Source organism: Pseudarthrobacter phenanthrenivorans (genome assembly GCF_000813845.1).
Taxonomy (GTDB): Bacteria; Actinomycetota; Actinomycetes; order Actinomycetales; family Micrococcaceae; genus Arthrobacter; species Arthrobacter phenanthrenivorans_B.
The window spans coordinates 145,481-164,505 of record NZ_JWTB01000005.1 but is presented as its reverse complement, the minus strand read 5'-3'; the positions used below and the strand labels follow the sequence as shown (position 1 = coordinate 164,505).

Genomic DNA, 19,025 nt, shown 5'->3' with positions numbered 1-19,025 from the left:
TCGGGCAATTGCAGAGCCCGATCAGCAGCCGGGGCGGCCCGGGTAAACGGGCGCCGCCCGACTGGTCAAGGAGCCCGCGCCAAAGGGAAAGTCGTACGACGACGGGACGCCCCGCCGTCGTACCACTCTCCTTTAAAGGGCCACCGCTTAAAGGGCCACCGCGGGCACCGGTCGGGCGCGGGCGGGACAGTTATGCGCTGCGGTCCACCAGCCGTGGTTTTCGTCGTTTTTGACGACATCGATTAATACATTGACAGTGCGGGTGGCACGAGTCACACTGTTGCATATGGTGATCGATGTTGCGTACAGCGCGTACATAAACGTCCTGGACGGACGCAATGTTGCAGGTCGATCCTCCCCAACTTTCAGGACGACGAAGTTTCGACAACGCCGGTTGCCGACCCCAGCTCCGTAGTCCCGACGAATCGCACACCACCCAGCCCTCCCGGGAGGAAACCCAACATGACCGCTTCAGTGAATGTCCCCCTCAAGCGCGGGAAGCTCGCTTCCTCATTGCCTGCCGAACAGTTGGCAGAGATCACTGCGCTGTTCGAGTTCCGGCGCACGGGCTACTCCCTCGACGCCCCCTTCTACACCGATCCCACCATCTTCAAGCTCGACATGGAGGCCATCTTCGGCCAGCACTGGATCTTCGCCGGCAGCGTTGCCGAGCTGCCCGAGCCAGGCGACTACATCACGGTCGACTACGGCCCCTACTCCCTGATCGTGCTGCGCACCGACGAGGGCGACGTCAACGTCCTGCACAACGTCTGCCGCCACCGCGGTGCACGCGTCCTGACCGAAGCTGCCGGTTCCACCGGAAACCTGGTCTGCGGATACCACTCCTGGACCTACTCCCCCGAGGGCAACCTGATCCATGCCTCCGCTCCCGGCGAAGCCAAGTTCGACAAGAACTGCTTTGCCCTCAAGCGCGCCCACAGCCGCGAGGTTGCCGGGCTCATCTTCGTCTGCATCGCTGACGAACCGCCTACGGACTTCGACGAAACCGCCAAGATCTTCGAGCCCTACCTGGCACCCCACGACCTGTCAAAGACGAAGATCGCCTACCAGCAGAACATCATCGAAGAGGGCAACTGGAAGCTCGTCATGGAGAATAACCGTGAGTGCTACCACTGCGACGGACACCCGGAGCTCGCATGCTCCCTCTTCCCCACCTGGGGCCTCACAGAGGGCCTGATCCCGGCGCACCTTGAGGAAGTGTGGGACCGCAACAAGAACGCACAGTCCTCGCTCGAGGAGCGCTGCCGCCGCTACAGCCTCCCCTACGAGGTGGTCGAGGAACTCGATACCCGCGTCGCAGGCATCCGCATCTCCCGGGAATCCCTCGACGGCGAGGGAGAATCGTTCTCGGCAGACGGACGCAGGCTGTCCAAGAAACTGCTGGGAGACCTGCCCGACTTCCGCCTGGGCCGCTGCTCGATGCACCTGCAGCCCAACAGCTGGTTCCACTTCCTGGGCGACCACGTCATCACCTTCGGCGTCTTCCCCATCAACGAGCACCAGTCCCTGGTCCGCACCACATGGCTGGTGGCCGATGACGCCGAGGAAGGCGTCGACTACGACCTCGAAAGGCTCACCTACACCTGGAAGCAGACAAACCTGCAGGACAAGGCATTCGTGGAACTGTGCCAGCAGGGCGCCGCCAGCCCCGCGTACGAACCCGGCCCCTACATGAAGAGCGAATACCAGGTGGAGGCCTTCATCAACTGGTACGTGCAGCGCGTTCAGGAGCACTTGGCATGACCGAACTCCTTACCGAATCGGTAGTCCAGGAGCCACAGCGCATCCGCGGCCTTGAAATGCCGTGGAACAGGGTGATGGGCAGTGCCGAGGCACCCGCCCGCGCTGCGCGGGCTCTGGGTCCCTGGCATCCGCAGGAGTTCATGGCCGAATGCGTGGAGACCATTCCCGAGGCCGGCGGCATGATGACGTTCGTGTTCCGCCGCTGCGACGGCGCGCCCCTGGCATTCCGCGCCGGCCAGTACGTGAACATCGCCTTTCCGGTGAACGGCGAGGACCAGGAACCTGTGGACCGGAGCTACTCCATCTCCAGCTCTCCCACGGAACCATGGACCTTCAGCGTCACCGTCAAGCGCGACCCCGGCGGACTGGTTTCTCCGTGGGTGCATGAAAATGTCCGGCCCGGCACCGTCCTGGACATGCTGGGACCCGTGGGGGCATTCCACCTGCCCGATGCCGACCGGCGCGCACGGTACCTCTTCCTTGCCGCCGGCGCCGGCATCACGCCCATCATGTCGATGCTGCGGACCATCCATTCACTGCCTGGCACGGCCGACGTGGTGGTGCTGTACCACGGCGCGGAAGCCGGCGGCTTCGCCTTCCACCGGGAGCTGGCCTACATCGCTTCCGTGGACTCGCGCGTCAAGGTCTTCTACGCCCTGGGCGACCGTGGGCGGCCCGAGGAGTGGGAAGGCTTCAGCGGAAGGCTGTCCGCTGCCATGATCGACGAGGTCGCTCCTGATGCCAACGGCCGCCAGGTGTACGCCTGCGGCCCGGAGGGTTACCTGAACACCGCCACTGAGCTGCTCAAGAAGGTTGGTGTCGATGACACCTCCATCTACATGGAATTCTTCTCGGGGGACCGCCAGACCCTCCTGGAATACCAGGCCGAAATCGCGTTGGCCACGGACATTGCGGAGGAAATCGCCGAGGAGATTGCCGATTCCGCCGAGGACTACTTCGAAAGCCAGCCCGCGGCGTTCGGAATTTATGAGCCCGGCTACGACGAGGACGGAACCCTGCAGGCCACCGGGATGCCTCTGGAAGCGGCGGACCCGGATGCTCCGGCCAGCACCGAAGCCGCCGGCCCCGTACCGGAAACCGCGTCCCCGGACGCGTCCAGCTTCGAAACCGTCGGAACCGGCAGCCTCACCCTGTCCTTCATGCGCACCGGCATCAATGTGCGGATCGATCCGGAGCTGCCCATCCTTGAGGTGGCACAGCGTGCGGGTGTCCGGATTGGCGCCAACTGCAAGGAGGGCATGTGCGGCTCCTGCAAGATCGTCAAGCTGTCCGGCGAGATCGACATGAACCACCAGGGTGGAATCCGCAAACGGGAAATTGATGCCGGCAAATTCCTTCCCTGCTGCTCCACCGCGCGCACCGACATGGTGATCGACGCCTAGCCGTTTCCCGGAGCGGCGGGCGCCCGCGCAGCCCCAGGATCACCACATGTGAGAACAAGAACCACACGGAAGGTCTGATGCAGCCAGCGTCAGGCCTTCCGTGCCAATCCGAACACCAACCATAGGAGCCATGCCCATGTCAGGTAACAAAGCCGTTGCATACAAGGAGCCCGGAGTCGTCGAGGTCATCGACACCCCATACCCCTCCTTTGAACTGAAGGCCGGCCCCGGCGTCAACCCCGCCAACGTTGGCCGAAAGGTCCCCCACGGCGTCATCCTCCGTACCGTGAGCACCAACATCTGCGGCTCCGACCAGCACATGGTCCGCGGCCGCACCACCGCCCCCGCCGGGCTCGTCCTGGGCCACGAGATCACCGGTGAAGTCATCGAGACCGGACCCGACGTCGAGTTCATCAAGGTCGGAGACATCGTCTCCGTCCCCTTCAACATCTCCTGCGGACGCTGCCGGAACTGCAAGGAGCGCAAGACCGGCATCTGCCTGAACGTCAACCCGGACCGCCCCGGATCCGCCTATGGCTATGTGGACATGGGCGGCTGGGTCGGCGGCCAGGCCGAGTACGTCCTGGTCCCCTACGCGGACTGGAACCTGCTGCGGTTCCCCGACCGGGACCAGGCGCTGGAGAAGATCATGGACCTGACCATGCTCTCCGACATCCTGCCCACCGGCTTCCACGGTGCCGTCACGGCAGGAGTCGGGGTCGGGTCCACCGTGTATGTAGCCGGGGCAGGCCCGGTGGGGCTTGCCGCGGCCGCCAGCGCCCAACTGCTCGGCGCGGCCGTGGTGATCGTCGGGGACCTCAATGAGGACCGGCTTGCCCGGGCCCGGTCCTTCGGCTGCGAAACGGTCAACGTGGCCAACGGTGACCCGGCCGACCAGATCGAGCAGATCCTCGGCGTCCGCGAAGTCGACTCGGGCATCGACGCCGTGGGCTTTGAGGCCCGCGGACACGGCCACGGCGCCCAGGAGGCCCCGGCCACTGTCCTCAACTCGCTGATGGACCTCACGACCGCCGGCGGCTCCGTGGGCATTCCCGGTCTCTATGTCACGGGTGACCCTGGGGCCGCGGACGAGGCCGCCCGGAAGGGCAGCCTGTCCCTGTCCCTGGGCACCGGCTGGGCGAAGTCCCTCTCGTTCACCACGGGTCAGTGCCCCGTGATGAAGTACAACCGCCAGCTGATGATGGCGATCCTTCATGACAGGATCCAGATCGCCAAGGCGGTCAACGCCACGGCCATCCCGCTGAGCGATGCTCCGCGGGGGTACGCGGAATTCGATGCCGGCGCCGCCACAAAGTACGTCCTGGATCCGAACGGCTACCTCAACAACTAATCAGAGGTAGAAGGGCTCACAAGCGCTGGCCAATACGGCCGTTGCACCACCGGACCGACGGTGGTGCAACGGCCGCGTCGTCTTAAGAAACAAATCCTGTCGGCTTCCCCCTTTTTTCCGGCAACTCCGCCGCTGACTCTGGCAGTAGCCCTGGTCCCAGCCAGGGACACCCTCTTTGTTCCGGTCCGCTGGGCATACGTGGGAAAACGGAGATATATCTTACCGCATGTCTTGATATATAAGTCCTATACTAGGACGGGTCCTTATCAGGACCTCACCAACTCAATGAGGAGTGGAACCTATGCAGCAACTCGCTCACCGGCTCGAACGCCTGGGCACCGAAACTGCCTTTAGCGTCGCCCAGGCCGCCGCTGCCTGGAGGGCGAAGGGGAACCCCGTTTACCCCTTCCACCTTGGCGACATCAACATCCCAACAGCCCCGAACATCGTCGAGGCGATGAACCGGGCTATCGCCAACGGCTATACGGGCTACTGCCCCGGCCCCGGCATCCCCCAGTTGCGGGAGGCCCTCGCCGACGACCTTGGGGCTCGCCGCGGCATCCAGTTCTCCCCGGATAACGTCGTGGTCATGACGGGCGGCAAACCGGTCATCACGAAGTTCCTGCAGGCGGTCATGAACCCCGGCCAGGAAGTGCTGTATCCGAACCCCGGCTTCCCGATCTACGAATCGCAGATTGAATACCTTGGTGGCATGGCCGTCCCCTACCGCTATCTGCCCACGAGCCAGGGCTTCGCGATCGACCTGGACCAGGTGCGCGCCTCGATCACCCCGAATACGGTCGCCATCATTTACAACGACCTGCAGAACCCGATCTCTGCCGAGTCGACGCCGGCTGAACGGGAGGCTATCGCCCAGCTCGCGCAGGAGCACGACCTCTGGGTGCTCTCCGACGAGGCGTACTTCGAGACGCGCTATGAGGGTGTCTCCAGCTCGATCGCCTCACTTCCCGGCATGGCGGAGCGCACCGTGATCCTCTACACCTTCAGCAAGAAGTTCGCCATGACCGGATCACGGCTGGGCTGCGCCGTCGCCCCGATCGAGATCGCCAAAATCCTCAGCACACTCAACACCAACGATGAGTCGTGCACCACCCACTACGTGCAGTGGGCCGGCATCGAAGCGCTCCGTGGCACCCAGGAGCCCGTCCAACAGATGCTTGACATCCTGCGGGTCCGCCGGGATGCAGCATGCGAACTCGTGAACGATATTGCCGGCATGCACGTGGCCGTGCCGCAGTCCACGTTCTACCTTTTCCCCGACGTTACCGAGGTCATGGAGCGGATGGGCTACTCGGCAGTCGGAGATTTCGCCTCCGCAGCCCTGTACGAAACCGGCGTCTCCTTCTGCACCCGCGAGCACTTCGGCCGCCGCCAGCCCGGAGAAGAGCGGCAGTACATCCGTCTCGCCTACTCCGGCATCGACGTCGCCGATATCCGAGACGGCCTCGGCCGCCTGCGCAAATGGGTCGAGACCGCATGAGCCGGGTGGTCGTCACGGGACGCATACCCGAAACCGCGCTTGAGAAGCTGCGCGCCGAGCACGAAGTCGATGCCTGGTCCCGTCCTGAATCGATTGGCCGCGGGGAACTGCTGCGCCGGGTCGCCGGGGCCGATGCCGTGGTGAGCCTGCTCACCGAACGCATCGACGCCGAGCTTCTCGACGCCGCCGGCCCACAGCTCAAAGTGGTCGCGAACGTCGCCGTCGGCTACGACAACATCGACGTGCCCGCCTGCACCGAACGGGGCATCGTGGCCACCAATACCCCCGGCGTACTCACGGAAGCCACGGCCGACATCGCGCTCGGCCTCATCCTCATGACGACCCGGCGGCTTGGCGAGGGGGAACGGCTCATCCGCTCCGGCCAGGCCTGGAAATGGGGCATGTTCTTCCTGCTCGGCAGCAGCCTCAAAGGCAAGACACTCGGCATCGTCGGCATGGGCGGCATCGGCCAGGCGACTGCACGCCGGGCCAAGGCCTTCGGCATGGAAATCGTCTACCAGTCACGCAGTGCAATCGACCCCGCGATTGCGGCCGAGCTTGGTGCACGGCGGGTTGAGCTCGATGAGCTGTTGGCCATCTCCGACGTCGTCTCCCTGCACTGTCCCTATGGGCCAGCGACGCATCACCTGATCGGCGCCGGGCAACTCGCGTCGATGAAGAGCTCGGCCTACCTCGTCAACACCGCGCGCGGACCGATCGTCGACGAGGCAGCGCTCGCTTCTGCACTTCGCGACGGTCAGATCGCGGGTGCCGGGCTCGACGTCTTTGAAGACGAGCCGGCTGTGCACCCCGGGTTGCTCGAGCTTGAGAACGCGGTGCTCGTGCCGCACCTCGGGTCCGCCACCGTGGAGACACGCACCGCGATGGCAATGCTGGCGGCCGACAACACCCTGGCTGTGCTCAGCGACGAACGACCGCCCGCCCCGATCAATTAGTCGCACGGGCAGCCCCTGCGTGAAGGGGTCACGCATCAAGGCACCACATCTTAGAGAGAGAGTTTAGTGACGCGTATAGGGATCGTGGCCGAGCTGGGCCGCGAAACGAGGGTGGCGGCGACGCCTGCCACCGTGAAGCAGTTGTTGGGTTTGGGCTACGACGTCGTGGTCGAAAAGGGCGCCGGTGAATCCGCGTCCTTCCGGGACGACGCATATGCTGCGGCGGGCGCGGTGATCGTCGGCGCCGACGATGCATGGGGCAGCGACGTGGTGCTGCGGGTCAATCCGCCCACGGAGGAGGAAATCGGCCGTTTGGCTCCTGGTGCCACCCTGATCGGTTCACTGAGCCCGGGCCTGCGCCCGGAGCTGGTGGAGGCTTTGGCGGCCCGTCCCATCACCGCTCTTGCTTTGGATGCGGTGCCGCGCATCTCGCGGGCGCAGTCGATGGATGTCCTGAGTTCGATGGCGAACATCGCCGGGTATCGTGCCGTGATCGAGGCCGCGCATGAGTTTGGCAGGTTCTTTACCGGGCAGGTGACGGCGGCGGGCAAGGTTCCGCCGGCGAAGGTTCTTGTTGCGGGGGCGGGTGTCGCCGGGTTGGCGGCGATCGGTGCCGCGTCGAGCCTTGGCGCGATTGTCCGGGCGACGGATCCGCGCCCCGAGGTGGCGGATCAGGTGAAGTCCATTGGTGGTACGTACCTCAAGGTTGAGGTGGAAGAGGAGATGAAGTCCTCTGATGGGTACGCCAAAGCGACGTCCGAGGCGTACAACGCCCGGGCTGCCGAAATTTACACCGAGCAGGCACGTGACGTGGACATCATCATCACCACGGCCCTGATCCCGGGCCGTCCCGCGCCGAAGCTGCTGACGGCCGGGGACGTGGCCGCGATGAAGTCCGGCAGCGTGATCGTTGACATGGCCGCGGGGCAGGGCGGGAACGTCGAAGGCTCCGTTGCCGGGGAACGTATCGTGACGGAGAACGGGGTGGTGATCCTGGGGTACACGGATCTTCCGGCCCGTTTGCCGGCCCAGGCGTCCCAGCTGTACGGGACGAACATGGTGAACCTGCTCAAGCTCCTGACCCCGGACAAGGACGGCCAGCTCCGCATCGATTTTGATGATGTGGTGCAGCGCTCGGTGACGGTGGTGCGCAACGGGGAGCTGACGTGGCCGCCGCCCCCGGTCCAGGTCTCCGCCGCCCCCGTGGTCAAGGCGGACGCGTCAGCGGCCGTGGAAAGCCCTGCACCGAAGAAGAAGCAGGGCCTCAGCGCGGCCGGTAAGGCGGGGCTCTTTGCCGCCGGGATCGCCGCGCTCTTCCTGGTCAGCGCGGTTGCCCCGGCGCCGTTGCCGCAGCACTTCACGGTATTGATGCTCTCGGTCGTGGTCGGCTTCTACGTGATCGGGAAGGTCCACCACGCCCTGCACACCCCATTGATGTCCGTCACGAACGCAATCTCGGGGATCATCGTCGTCGGCGCCCTGCTGCAGGTCACCTCGGAAAATCCGGTGATGCAGGTCCTCGCCGCCGCGGCGGTACTGCTGGCCAGCATCAACATCTTTGGCGGCTTCGCCGTCACCCGCCGCATGCTCGCCATGTTCTCCCGCGCAGATGGGGCCCGTAAATGAGCGTCGCCACTGAATCAGCAGCAACCCTTGTGAGGAGCCTTACCGTGTCCGACACCGTCACCGGTCCGCTGACCGCCGACACCATCGCGGGAGCTGCATACATCGTTGCCGCCCTGCTGTTCATCCTCAGCCTCGCCGGGCTGAGCAAACACGAAAATGCCCGTGCCGGGGTGATCTACGGCATCGCCGGCATGGTCATCGCCCTCGCCGCGACCGTCTGGCTGACCGTCCAGGGCGCCTGGGGTGCCGGGCACGGCCTCACCGGCTTGGGGCTGCTTGTTGCAGCGGTCGTGGCCGGCGGGGCCGTCGGTCTGTGGCGTGCCCGGGTGGTGGAAATGACCGGCATGCCCGAGCTCATCGCGCTGCTGCACAGCTTCGTCGGCCTCGCCGCGGTCCTGGTGGGCTGGAACGGCCACCTTGAAGCCCCGGCCCTGTCCGCTGACCTGATGGCCGTCCATCACGCCGAGGTGTTCATCGGCGTGTTCATCGGCGCCGTCACGTTTACCGGCTCGATCGTGGCATTCCTGAAGCTGTCGGCCCGGATGAAGTCCTCACCCCTGATGCTGCCGGGCAAGAACGCCATCAACCTTGGTGCCCTCGTTGTGTTCGTTGCCTTGACCGTCTGGTACGTCAACGACTCCCAGCTGTGGCTCCTTGCCGTTGTCACTGTCCTGGCCCTGGGGCTGGGCTGGCACCTCGTGGCCTCCATCGGCGGCGGCGACATGCCCGTCGTCGTCTCCATGCTCAACAGCTACTCGGGCTGGGCCGCAGCCGCCGCCGGCTTCCTGCTCAACAACGACCTGCTCATCATCACCGGCGCCCTGGTGGGCTCCTCGGGCGCTTACCTGTCCTACATCATGTGCAAGGCCATGAACCGGTCCTTCATTTCCGTGATCGCCGGCGGCTTCGGCATCGCCGCCCCCGCCAGCAAGGGCGACGCCGACCAGGGCGAGCACCGTGAAATCACGGCCGAAGCCACCGCGGAATTGCTGGCCAACGCATCCAGCGTTGTCATTACACCCGGCTACGGCATGGCCGTGGCACAGGCCCAGTACCCCGTTGCCGAACTGGCCCACCAGCTTCGGGAAAAGGGCGTCAACGTCAGGTTCGGAATCCACCCGGTCGCCGGGCGCCTTCCCGGACACATGAACGTCCTCCTTGCCGAAGCCAAAGTCCCGTACGACATCGTCCTGGAAATGGACGAAATCAACGACGACCTCGACGACACCTCGGTGGTACTCGTCATCGGGGCCAATGACACAGTGAACCCCGCAGCGGCCGAAGACCCGGGCAGCCCCATCGCCGGCATGCCCGTCCTCCGTGTCTGGGAAGCCGAGAACGTCGTCGTGTTCAAACGCTCCATGGCCGCCGGCTACGCGGGCGTCCAGAACCCGCTGTTCTTCCGCGACAACTCCCAAATGCTCTTCGGCGACGCCAAACAACGCGTCGAGGACATCCTCAAAGCCTTCTGACCGTATGCATTTTCCACCTGAGGAGAGACCATGCGTAGACATCGAACAGTACTCCGGAGCGTGGTTCAGACAGCAGTTCCACCACGCTGGTCACGTCAGGCCAAGGAGGTTGACGCAGCACCCTTGGCGCCAGCCTTCTTTGGCATCGACGATTATGCTGCATCGCCGTGGATAGGCCTCCACTACAGGCACGAGTTGCTGCTGCACTGCAATCACGAATTGCTGGAGCTTCACAACAGGAATGAATAGAGGCAGGGATCGCCTCAGCCTTTGTGGACAGGGACATCCCAGGTATCTGGCAGTTCACCTGTGAACCCTGATACCTCAGGCTGCATCAAGCGGCCGCTGAATTGGGAGTCGCCCTCGGCCGGTGTCCGGTCGAGGGCGACTTCGTGTCCGCCAGACGCCAGAAGAGGCGCCGACAGCCGGGAAGACTGCCGCTACGGTCCGATCGTCGGGGTGGGCCTGAAGGCGTTCGCGGCCTTGTCGAGGACCACCTGGGCATCGGTTCCGGAGTCAAGGATGGTGTTGCGGGCGGAGCCGGCATCGACCTGTACAGCCGTCACGGCGAGTCCGCCCGCAGCGCCCGTGGCCAGCAAGGCGTCCACCTGCGCCTCAAAGCAGGAGTCACTCGAGGTGGCATTAACGTCCAGTGCCACCACGTGGTTGTTGGAGACGAAGTTGCCCGTCCCCTCCAGCAGCCGGATGATGACCGGTGTGGCTCCTTCCGGCCGGATGGTCTGGGCGTCGATGACCTCGGAGAAGTGGTTCCCGATGACCGAATTGTTGTTGCCGCTGACGCTGAGCAGCCCGGTGAGGTCGTCCAGCCCGTTGTCGATCCCCAGGAAGGGCGTCCACGGTTCGTGGTCCCGCAGGAAGTGGTTGGTGGCGACCAGGTTTTCGGAACTGTTGGCGTCGAGGACCACCATCCCGGGATAAAACGAGTGCAGCCGGTTGTTGCTGATGCTTGACCGTGTTACGCCCTCCAGGTGGACGCTGCTGGCTCCGCGGGGGAAGACGTTGTTCGCGGTAACCAGGAGCCCGCCATGGTTCTGCGCGTAGATCGAGTAGCCCTTAAAGCCCGCACCGATCAGGTTGTCGGTGATCTTCGACGCCTGGCCCCACCCGCGCAGCTCGATGCAGCTGCCGCATTCGGCGATGAAGTTGTCGTGAATGGACAGCGCGTCAGCGTTGTGGATGGTCAGTGCGTTCTCCAGGTAAACGAACCCCATGCCGTTGATGCGGAAGGAGTCGTTGGCGCCGGCCACGAAGATCCCGGTCTTGCCGTTGACGTAGCTGTTCTCCGGGGCCAGCTCCGAGCCGTCCGGGACAAAGTGCAGCCCGTCGATGCAGAAATTGGCGAATTCCACCGAACTGATCCGCGGGCTGCCGCTTCGCTCGATGTAGAAGGCCGCTCCCCTGGCTTCCTCCCCGTTGGCGTCGACGGGAATGTCATTCAGGATCCTGCTGCCGCCCGGCCACAGTTCGTGCAGTCCGGCCCACTCCTCGCGGGGAACGTTGAAGCGGATGCTCGACGACGTGAAGCCGTGCCCCGCACCCTCGATCCGCAGGAAGCTGATATCGATCACCACCTGCGTGCGCAGGTGGTAGTCCCCCGGCGGCAGGTAGATCACCGCACCCGGTTTTCCGCCGTTGTCCACATCGGTGCCCGACTGCCGCTCCTTGATGTCCGCGATGATGCTGTTGATGACTTCGCCGACGTCCTTGACCGGGTTGCCGATGGGCCACGCCGTCACGTCGTAATAGTTGTTGCTGGACATTGCGTCTTCCCTTGGTCTTCTCACGGGTGCTTGGTTTCCCACTGGTGCTTGCGTTTCACTGGTGTGCGGGCTGCCGGTCCGCTGCATCTGACTGCAGTTCGTCCAACGTTGGCGGCTGGGCGCCGGGCCGGCCAACGGTGATCGCGGCGGCCTTGGATGCCATCCGGCCCAGCGCTTCCAGCACCGACGGCGCCAGGCCGTCGGCCCCGCGCAGGAGGAGTCCGTAGATCAGGGCGGACATGTATGAGTCGCCCGCGCCGATGGTGTCCGCCACTGTGGCTGTGACCGGGGGAACCAGCACGCGGGCGTCCCGCGTCGTCAGCATGGACCCGTCCGCTCCCCTGGTGATGGCCACCAGCCCGGCGCCGAGGCCCAGGATGTGGCGTGAAATCTGCTCCAGCGGCTGCCGGGGATAGAGCCAGTGGGCATCCTCGTCGCTGAGCTTGACCACCTCGGTGAACGGGATCAGTTCCTCAAAAATCATCCTGGCCTCGGAATGGCTGCCGAGCAGGGCCGGACGGATATTGGGGTCGTAGGTGACCACGCAGCGCTGGTGCGCCTGCTCCAGGAGCCCGCGTACTGCTGCCGCGCCCGGGGCCAGGAAAGTGGCGATCGAACCGGTGTGCAGGATTTTGGGCAGGGTGGCCGGCGCCGTCCCAGGAAGGTCCCAGCGGATGTCGAAGTCGTAGTGCGCGGACCCGTCGGACGCCAGGGTTGCCGTGGCCGTGGCGGTCCGGCCGGGCCCTTTGGAACCGGGCAGGAGTTCGACGCCGGCGCTGCCCAGATGCTGCTGGATGGCCGCGCCGCGCGGGTCGCGGCCGATCGAGGTCAGCAGGGCGGTGGCCACACCCAGCCGCCCGAGCCCGTAGGCAACGTTGGCCGGCGATCCGCCGGGGTGCTCCACAGTGCCCGCGGACGTAACGACGATGTCCATCAGCGCTTCGCCGACGACGACCACATCGGCGCCCCGTGCAGGGTCGCCATGGAGGTGCTGGGCTGGTGACATTCTGGACCTTTCCTTAGGTAAGTGTTGAGACTGCGAGGTTCAGGATGGTGGCTGGGCCTCCCTCGGCGGACAGCCAGGACTGCCGGTGTTCCGCCGCGGGGAAGACGAGGTCAGTCAGGACCACCGTGCCGCCCTGCGCAAAGACCTCCACGGAGCAATGGTCGACGACGATTTGCAGCTTAAGGACGCCGTCGTCGAGGACCAGCGGGGCTGATTCGGCGGAAGGGAAGGTGGCGTGGAAGCCGGTGTCCCCCGACTGCCGGCGGTCAAGGCTGAGTTGTGCACGGGCCGTGTCGTAGCTGAGCACTGCACCGTGGGTCCCGTCGCTGCTGCCGAAGATCCGGAGCTCGACGCGATGAGCGCCGCCCGGATCAATGTCGGCCTGGATGACCTGGGCGGCGCCGGGGACCGCATCCGGCAGCCGGAGGGCCTTCCCGTTCAACGCTGTAACACCCATGGTCATGAGCGGGGCGGCGGCGGGAAGGCCTTCTTCTTCGCCGGGGCGTGCCAGGACCGGTCGCTGGACAAGGCGGGCTGCGCCGTCGACCAGGGTAAGGCGGGCCTCGCGGGCGAGGGTCATTGAGGAGCGCCAGGGGGCGGTGGGCAGTTCGTTGGCGTAGTCCCAGTTGTTCATCCAGCCGATGATGATGCGCCGACCGTCGGGGGCGTCGCTGAAGGACACGGAGGCGTAGCAGTCGCGGCCCCAGTCAAGCCACAGGCATTGGCGCAGTGCTGCGGCTGCGGCTGAAGCGTCCAGGGCGCTGACCCCGCCCGGCACCGCCACGGAGCCTGCGTCCGGAACGAAGCGGACGCCGTCGAACTGGCCCACGAAGTACTGGCCGCCCGAACCTCCAGCAACCGCACCGGGATTAACGTTCACGATCAGGACCCATTTGGTATTGTCCGGGTCTCCGTCCACCGGGAGCGGAAAGAGGTCCGGGCACTCCCATTCACCGGCGTCGGCGTTGGCCGGGCCGAACTCGCTGAGGAAGTCCCACGATTTGAGGTCCTCGGACCGGTAGAGGACCACCTTCTGGTGCTGCGCTTCCACGGCGACCATGATCCAGCAGGCACCCTGCTCCCCTTGGTAGCGGAAGACCTTGGGGTCGCGGAAGTGCGCGGAGTTCCGGGTAAGGACAGGGTTTCCGTCGTACTTCTGCCACGTCAAGCCGGCGTCCACGCTGTAAGCCAGGGACTGCGCCTGCGTGCCGTGGTGTTCCGACGCGGTCTTGTAGGCGCTGGTGTAGATGGCCACGAGGGCAGGTGCGCCTGCCGTGCCGAAGCCGGAGGTGTTGCCGTGGTCCACCACCACACTGCCGGAGAAGATGTCCTCAGCCTCATCGCACGCGATGGCGACAGGGTGTTCCGTCCAGTGCACCAGGTCCGGCGAGGTGGCGTGGCCCCAGGACATGTTGCCCCACACGTTGCCGTACGGGTTGTTCTGGAAGAAGAGGTGGTAAAGGCCGTTGTGGAAGACCAGGCCGTTGGGGTCGTTCAGCCAGGTGTCCCGTGCTGTGAAGTGGATGGCCGGACGGAACCTGGCGGTCCCGGCCGGAGGTGTCTCCGGGCGTGCGGCATCAAGGAAGGTGGACATGTTTCGTGCGGTCCTCTGTGGAAGTGGAAAGGGTGGGCTGCTCAGCGGGGTGGCGCCGCGATGGAATCACGGCGTACCAGCGGGCACCCCAGGATGGTCGGGTGGAGGGCCATGAGGGAAAGGTCCGTTTTCCCCTCGACGGCGTCAATCAGGTGTTCCGTCGCCCAGGCACCCATCTCGTAGTGGGGCAGGGCCACGGTGGTCAGGCCCGGGTGGAGGTTGGCCGCGATCAGTTCCTGGTCGTCAAAGCCCACCACGGAAAGGTCGGCGGGGATGGAGAGTCCCAGCTCCGCGGCGGCCCGGTAGGCACCCATCGCCATTCGGTCGTTGTAGCAGAAAAGCCCGGTGGGCCGGTCGCCGCGGGACAGGATCCGCAGGGCTGCCTCGTAGCCGCCGTGCACCTCGGAGACTGCCGACTCCACAGGTGCCGCGCCGCCGTCGAGCCCTGCCTCCGTCAACGCCGCCCGGAAAGCCTGGAGCCGCTGCCTCGTGGCGGGGACATCATCGGTGTTGTTGATGAACCCCACCTGGGTGTGGCCTGCTTCGAGGAGCGCCTGCACGGCCGCGCGCGCCCCGCCTTCCTCGTCCGGAATCACGGCTGTGATGTTTCCGTCGGTGGCCACGGAGTCCACCAGGATGGACGGAACGCTGCCCAGGTTGGCCGGCAGCTTGACGGTCCGGTGGTACATGGTGGCGTACAGAATCCCGTCAACCCGGCGTTCCAGGAGGGCTTCGACGTCGGCCTGCCGGGACTCCAGGGTGGCCGAGCCGGAGGTGTTGATGATCATGAGGTTGTAACCCCTGGCCTTGGCGGCCTCGTCGGCACCCAGGATGATCCTGCCCGCGTGGGGCGTGGTGGCGATGTCCTCGCTGACCAGGCCCAGCATGCCGGTCCTTTGGGTGCGGAGGGCCTGGGCAAGGCGGTTGGGGCCGTAGCCCAGCTGCTCGGCCACGGACCGGACCTTGTCCCGGGTTTCGGGACTGATCCGCGCATAGGAGACCTCGTTGAGGACGTGGGACACGGTGGTCACGGACACGCCGGCGGCGACGGCCACGTCCTTAATTCCGATGTTCCTGTTACTCATGTGCGTCCCACGTCCTTATGGTCGGTGATGCCCCTGGGGGTTACCAGTAGGCTACTCGTTGCTTTGTTGGCTAGCCCTTGACGGCGCTAGCCCTTGACCGCTCCCAGCGTCATGCCTGCCACGATCTTGCGCTGCAGCAGGAGGGTGAGGAGGATGACCGGGATGGAGTAGACGGCGGCCAGCGCTGTCATGGATCCCCAGTCCAGGCCGAACTGGGTCTGGAAGTTGGCGATCACCACGGGTGTGGTCTGGGACCTGATTGCCGTCATCAGCAGGGCGAACAGGAACTCGTTCCAGGAGGCCAGGAAGGCGAAGATCGCGGTGACGGCGATGCCGCCGGAAACCACCGGGATCACCACCCGCCACAACGCACCCAGCCTGCTGCAGCCATCCACCGTCGCGGCCTCCTCCAGGTCTTTCGGCACAGCCTCAAAGAAGCTGGACATCAGCCAGATAGAGAGCGGAAGCGAGATGGTGGTGTGCGCAATGGACAACGCGATGGGGGTGTCGGCAAGGCCCATGGACGCCATCATGGACGCCAGCGGGATGCCGATGGCCACGGGCGGCACCATGCGGGTTACCAGGGCGGCCATGATGAAGATCCGGCCGCTCAAGGTCTTGTACCGGGTGATGCCGTAGGCCGCCGGCACCGCCAGCACCAGTGAGAGCACGGTGCTGATGACGGCCGTCTGGATGCTGTTGATGAACGACGCCGGTACGCCGCTGCGGCCCAGGGCATTGGCGTAGTTTTCCAGGGTCCATTCCCGGGGCAGGATGGTGGGCGGGACGGCGATGGTGTCGATCGGTGTCTTGAAGGACGTGAACAGCAGGTACAGGAACGGGAACCCGTAGAGCACCATGGCCGCTGCGAGGAGGACCCACAGCAGGGTGCGGGTGCCCCGCCGGCCGGCTTCCAGGCCTTCCCTGTTGACGCCGCGGCGTGTCCGCAGCTGGACGGTGCCGCTGCCGGCGGCAGGTGCCGTGGACGCCTTCCGCCGCGTCCCGGCGTCGTGCTTAATGGTAGGTGCGGTGCTCATCAGGAGTCCTTTCCTGGCCGCCAGATGGTTGCCACCGCGAAGAACGCGACGGCGAGCATCGCCAGCAGGTAGATGGTGCCCATGGCGCTTGCCAAACCGGGATCGCCGAACCGGATCATGGTGCGGTAGATCAGCAGGCTCATGGTCTCCGAGGCGGATTGGGGGCCTCCGTTGGTCTGGATGAGAATGGTGTCGAAGGCCCTGGCCGCATCAATGCCGCGGACAACCAGGGCGACGGCGATGACGGGGCGGAGCAGCGGAAGGATGATCCGGAACAAAAGCGCGGGGGCCCGGGCGCCATCCAGCCGGGCCGCTTCGATCAGGTCTCCGGGAATGTTCTGCAGCCCGGCGAAGAGCACCAGGCACATGAACGAGGTGGTCAGCCAAATGTCCGGGATGGCCACCGAGAACAGCACGATGCCGGGATCGGACAGCCAGCCGATCTGGTTGGGGTTGGACAGGATGCCCGCCTGGTGCAGGAGCGTCCCGATGAGGCCGAAGTTGTCGATCATCAGGAACTTCCAGAGCAGGCCCGCCACGATCGGCGCGATCATCAGCGGGTACATAAACACGGTCCGCCAGATCTGGGAGCTGCGGCCCAGCATGGTGAACAGCAGTGCCATGCCAAGGCCCAGTGCGAACTCGAGAGTCACCACCACCAGGGTGTAGGCAAGGGTGCGCCACCCGGCGCCGGTGAAGGCCTCGGAGGCGAACGCCCTGAAGTAGTTGTCCAAACCCACGAAGTCGCGGGGACCGCCGGCGATCGGGGAAATCTTGAAGAAGCTGTCCGCCACCAGGCGGAACAGGGGGAAGGCCACAAAAACTGCCAGGAACAGCGCCGCTGGTGTCATCAGGAACAATGCAAAGCGGCGATCGGAGATACGCACGGTTTTCTCTTCCGCTGGTTGGGGCCGCGGCCGGCACCGCTCTTGCGATGCCGCATCGGCAGGTGCCGGCCGCGGGGGTCTTACTTGAGGAGGGCCTCGATCTGCTTCTTGGCGTCAGCGAGGAGGGTGGCCGAGTCACCGCCGGCGACGGCCTTCTGCAGCATGGGCACCAGGACGGTGTCCACGATCTGCTGCCACTTTTCGGTGGCCGGGCGGGTGGCGGTGGCCTTGCCGTTAAGGGTCTCGATCAGCGGCTTGAAGCTCTCGTAGCCGGGCTGGTCCTGGTACTTCTGGAAGGCTGAGATGCGTGCCGCCAGGCCCAGGTTCGATTCGATGCCTTTGTCGTTGTAGTCGTAGGCGCACTTGACGAACTTCTTGGCGGCCTCGGTCTTCTTGGTGGCCTTGGGGACGGTGAGGTACCAGGGACCGGGGACGCCGCCGACGCCGGCTGATCCGGCGATCATCGGGGCGGCTCCGACCTTGCCTGCCACGGCGGAGTCCTTGGGGATCTGGCGGTAGGCGTGCGCCCAGAAGCGGGTCATCGCCGTCTTGCCCTGATTGAACAGGTTTTGCGCGGCGGCCCAGTCCACCTGCGCTGCGCCGGAGGGCGCATCCTTGACCAGGCTGGTGTAGAAGTCCAGGGCTTCCTTGTGGGCGGCGTTGTCGATGACCACCTTGTCGCCGTCCAAGACCATCGGGGAACCGGCCTGCAGGACGTGGGCCAGCCATTCGGTCTCCACGCCGCCCTTCACGTCGGTGCCATACATGCCGTCCTTTGTGAAGAAGGCGGAGATGTCCTGGTACTGCTTCCACGTGGTGGGGGCGGCGAGGTCGTAGCCGTACTTGGCCTTGAAGTCGGCCTTGTTCTTGGCGTCCTCGAAGAGGTCCTTGCGGTACAGGATGATTTCGGCGTTGGTCCAGGCCGGCATGCCGATGAAGTGCCCGTCCACATTGGCTTCCTTGACCAGGGCCGGGAAGATGTCCTTCTTTGCTTCATCGGTGAAGAGTTCGTCGATGGGCTGGACGGCGTCCTTGAAGCTGGGGAGCCAGACCGAGTCCAGCGCGGCGACGTCGAAGGAGACGTTGCCTGAGGAGAACTCGCTGGAGAGCCGGTTGAACATGCCGTCGTAGGGCAGTTCGACGAAGTTGACGTCAACACCGGCGTCTTTCTTGCACTGTTCGGCGACGCCGGTCAATTCGGCGTGGCCGCCGGCCTCGACCAGGACGTTGACGGTGTTGCTGCCGGCGCTTCCCGATGTGGCGGCGGGACCCCCTGCGCCGCACCCGGAGGCGACCAGGGCGACGGCGGTGCAGATGCCGCCAATGGCGAGCCTGTTGATGATTCTACGAGTGGACATCTCTGTCGACTCACTTTCTCTCGAACGGAATGGTGAGTATGAGCTTTGGGGTGAAAAATCGTTTTGCCAAAACGACTTGGCATTCACTGTAGATCGGCTCGAGTTGGAGTGTCAAGGGTCACTGCTGTGCCAAAAACAGTGGAACATTTTGGCGTTGACAGTTCCCGCGCGGCCCTCCTAGCCTCGAACTATCCGGTCACGCCA

14 protein-coding genes are annotated in these 19,025 nt (G+C 65.1%); 7 read left to right on the top strand and 7 right to left on the bottom strand.

All coding sequences use genetic code 11. The features are described 5' to 3' along the window. The first annotated feature begins 462 nt into the window (after positions 1 to 462). From RM50_RS02640 to pntB, 7 genes are all read left to right on the top strand, one after another. Positions 463 to 1,764, top strand: a complete 1,302-nt coding sequence (locus RM50_RS02640; RefSeq protein ID WP_043449625.1) for an aromatic ring-hydroxylating oxygenase subunit alpha — start codon at positions 463 to 465, stop codon at positions 1,762 to 1,764. Next, positions 1,761 to 3,167, top strand: coding sequence for a ferredoxin reductase (locus tag RM50_RS02635; protein WP_043449623.1), 1,407 nt, complete (start codon positions 1,761 to 1,763; stop codon positions 3,165 to 3,167). Before RM50_RS02640 ends, RM50_RS02635 begins: the two co-directional genes overlap by 4 nt. Before the next feature lie 136 nt (positions 3,168 to 3,303). Beyond that, positions 3,304 to 4,518, top strand: coding sequence for a formaldehyde dehydrogenase, glutathione-independent (fdhA, locus tag RM50_RS02630; protein WP_043449621.1), 1,215 nt, complete (start codon positions 3,304 to 3,306; stop codon positions 4,516 to 4,518). 301 nt (positions 4,519 to 4,819) lie between these two features. Continuing rightward, positions 4,820 to 6,019, top strand: coding sequence for a pyridoxal phosphate-dependent aminotransferase (locus tag RM50_RS02625; protein ID WP_043449619.1), 1,200 nt, complete (start codon positions 4,820 to 4,822; stop codon positions 6,017 to 6,019). Further along, positions 6,016 to 6,975, top strand: coding sequence for a 2-hydroxyacid dehydrogenase (locus RM50_RS02620; RefSeq protein WP_043449617.1), 960 nt, complete (start codon positions 6,016 to 6,018; stop codon positions 6,973 to 6,975). Before RM50_RS02625 ends, RM50_RS02620 begins: the two co-directional genes overlap by 4 nt. A gap of 66 nt (positions 6,976 to 7,041) precedes the next feature. After that, a complete protein-coding gene (locus tag RM50_RS02615; RefSeq protein ID WP_043449615.1) occupies positions 7,042 to 8,601 on the top strand; it encodes a Re/Si-specific NAD(P)(+) transhydrogenase subunit alpha in 1,560 nt (519 codons plus the stop codon). Further along, on the top strand, positions 8,598 to 10,073 hold the full coding sequence (gene pntB, locus RM50_RS02610) for a Re/Si-specific NAD(P)(+) transhydrogenase subunit beta (RefSeq protein WP_240471835.1): 1,476 nt from the start codon (positions 8,598 to 8,600) through the stop codon (positions 10,071 to 10,073). The genes RM50_RS02615 and pntB overlap by 4 nt, the downstream gene beginning before the upstream one ends. A 440-nt stretch (positions 10,074 to 10,513) precedes the next feature. On the opposite strand, the gene RM50_RS02605 is transcribed toward pntB, so the two are convergent. The 7 genes from RM50_RS02605 to RM50_RS02575 all read right to left on the bottom strand — a co-directional run bounded on the left by RM50_RS02605 (position 10,514) and on the right by RM50_RS02575 (position 18,821). Next, the gene (locus tag RM50_RS02605; protein WP_043449612.1) at positions 10,514 to 11,854 is read right to left on the bottom strand and encodes a NosD domain-containing protein; all 1,341 of its coding nucleotides are present in this window, start codon (positions 11,852 to 11,854) and stop codon (positions 10,514 to 10,516) included. A gap of 55 nt (positions 11,855 to 11,909) precedes the next feature. Continuing rightward, positions 11,910 to 12,860, bottom strand: coding sequence for a carbohydrate kinase family protein (locus RM50_RS02600; RefSeq protein WP_043449610.1), 951 nt, complete (start codon positions 12,858 to 12,860; stop codon positions 11,910 to 11,912). Positions 12,861 to 12,873: 13 nt separating this feature from the next. Continuing rightward, entirely contained in the window at positions 12,874 to 14,454 is a 1,581-nt protein-coding gene (locus RM50_RS02595; RefSeq protein ID WP_043449608.1) for a glycoside hydrolase family 32 protein, read from the bottom strand. A 41-nt stretch (positions 14,455 to 14,495) separates the two neighbouring features. Then, entirely contained in the window at positions 14,496 to 15,539 is a 1,044-nt protein-coding gene (locus RM50_RS02590) for a LacI family DNA-binding transcriptional regulator (RefSeq protein WP_043449606.1), read from the bottom strand. An 86-nt stretch (positions 15,540 to 15,625) separates the two neighbouring features. Further along, positions 15,626 to 16,576 (bottom strand): carbohydrate ABC transporter permease, encoded by a 951-nt coding sequence (locus RM50_RS02585; RefSeq protein WP_043449604.1) that lies wholly within the window; start codon positions 16,574 to 16,576, stop codon positions 15,626 to 15,628. Then, complete coding sequence (locus RM50_RS02580) at positions 16,576 to 17,463, bottom strand: carbohydrate ABC transporter permease (protein ID WP_043449602.1); 888 nt, start codon at positions 17,461 to 17,463, stop codon at positions 16,576 to 16,578. Before RM50_RS02580 ends, RM50_RS02585 begins: the two co-directional genes overlap by 1 nt. 80 nt (positions 17,464 to 17,543) lie before the next feature. After that, the gene (locus RM50_RS02575; RefSeq protein ID WP_043449600.1) at positions 17,544 to 18,821 is read right to left on the bottom strand and encodes an ABC transporter substrate-binding protein; all 1,278 of its coding nucleotides are present in this window, start codon (positions 18,819 to 18,821) and stop codon (positions 17,544 to 17,546) included. Positions 18,822 to 19,025 lie beyond the last annotated feature (204 nt).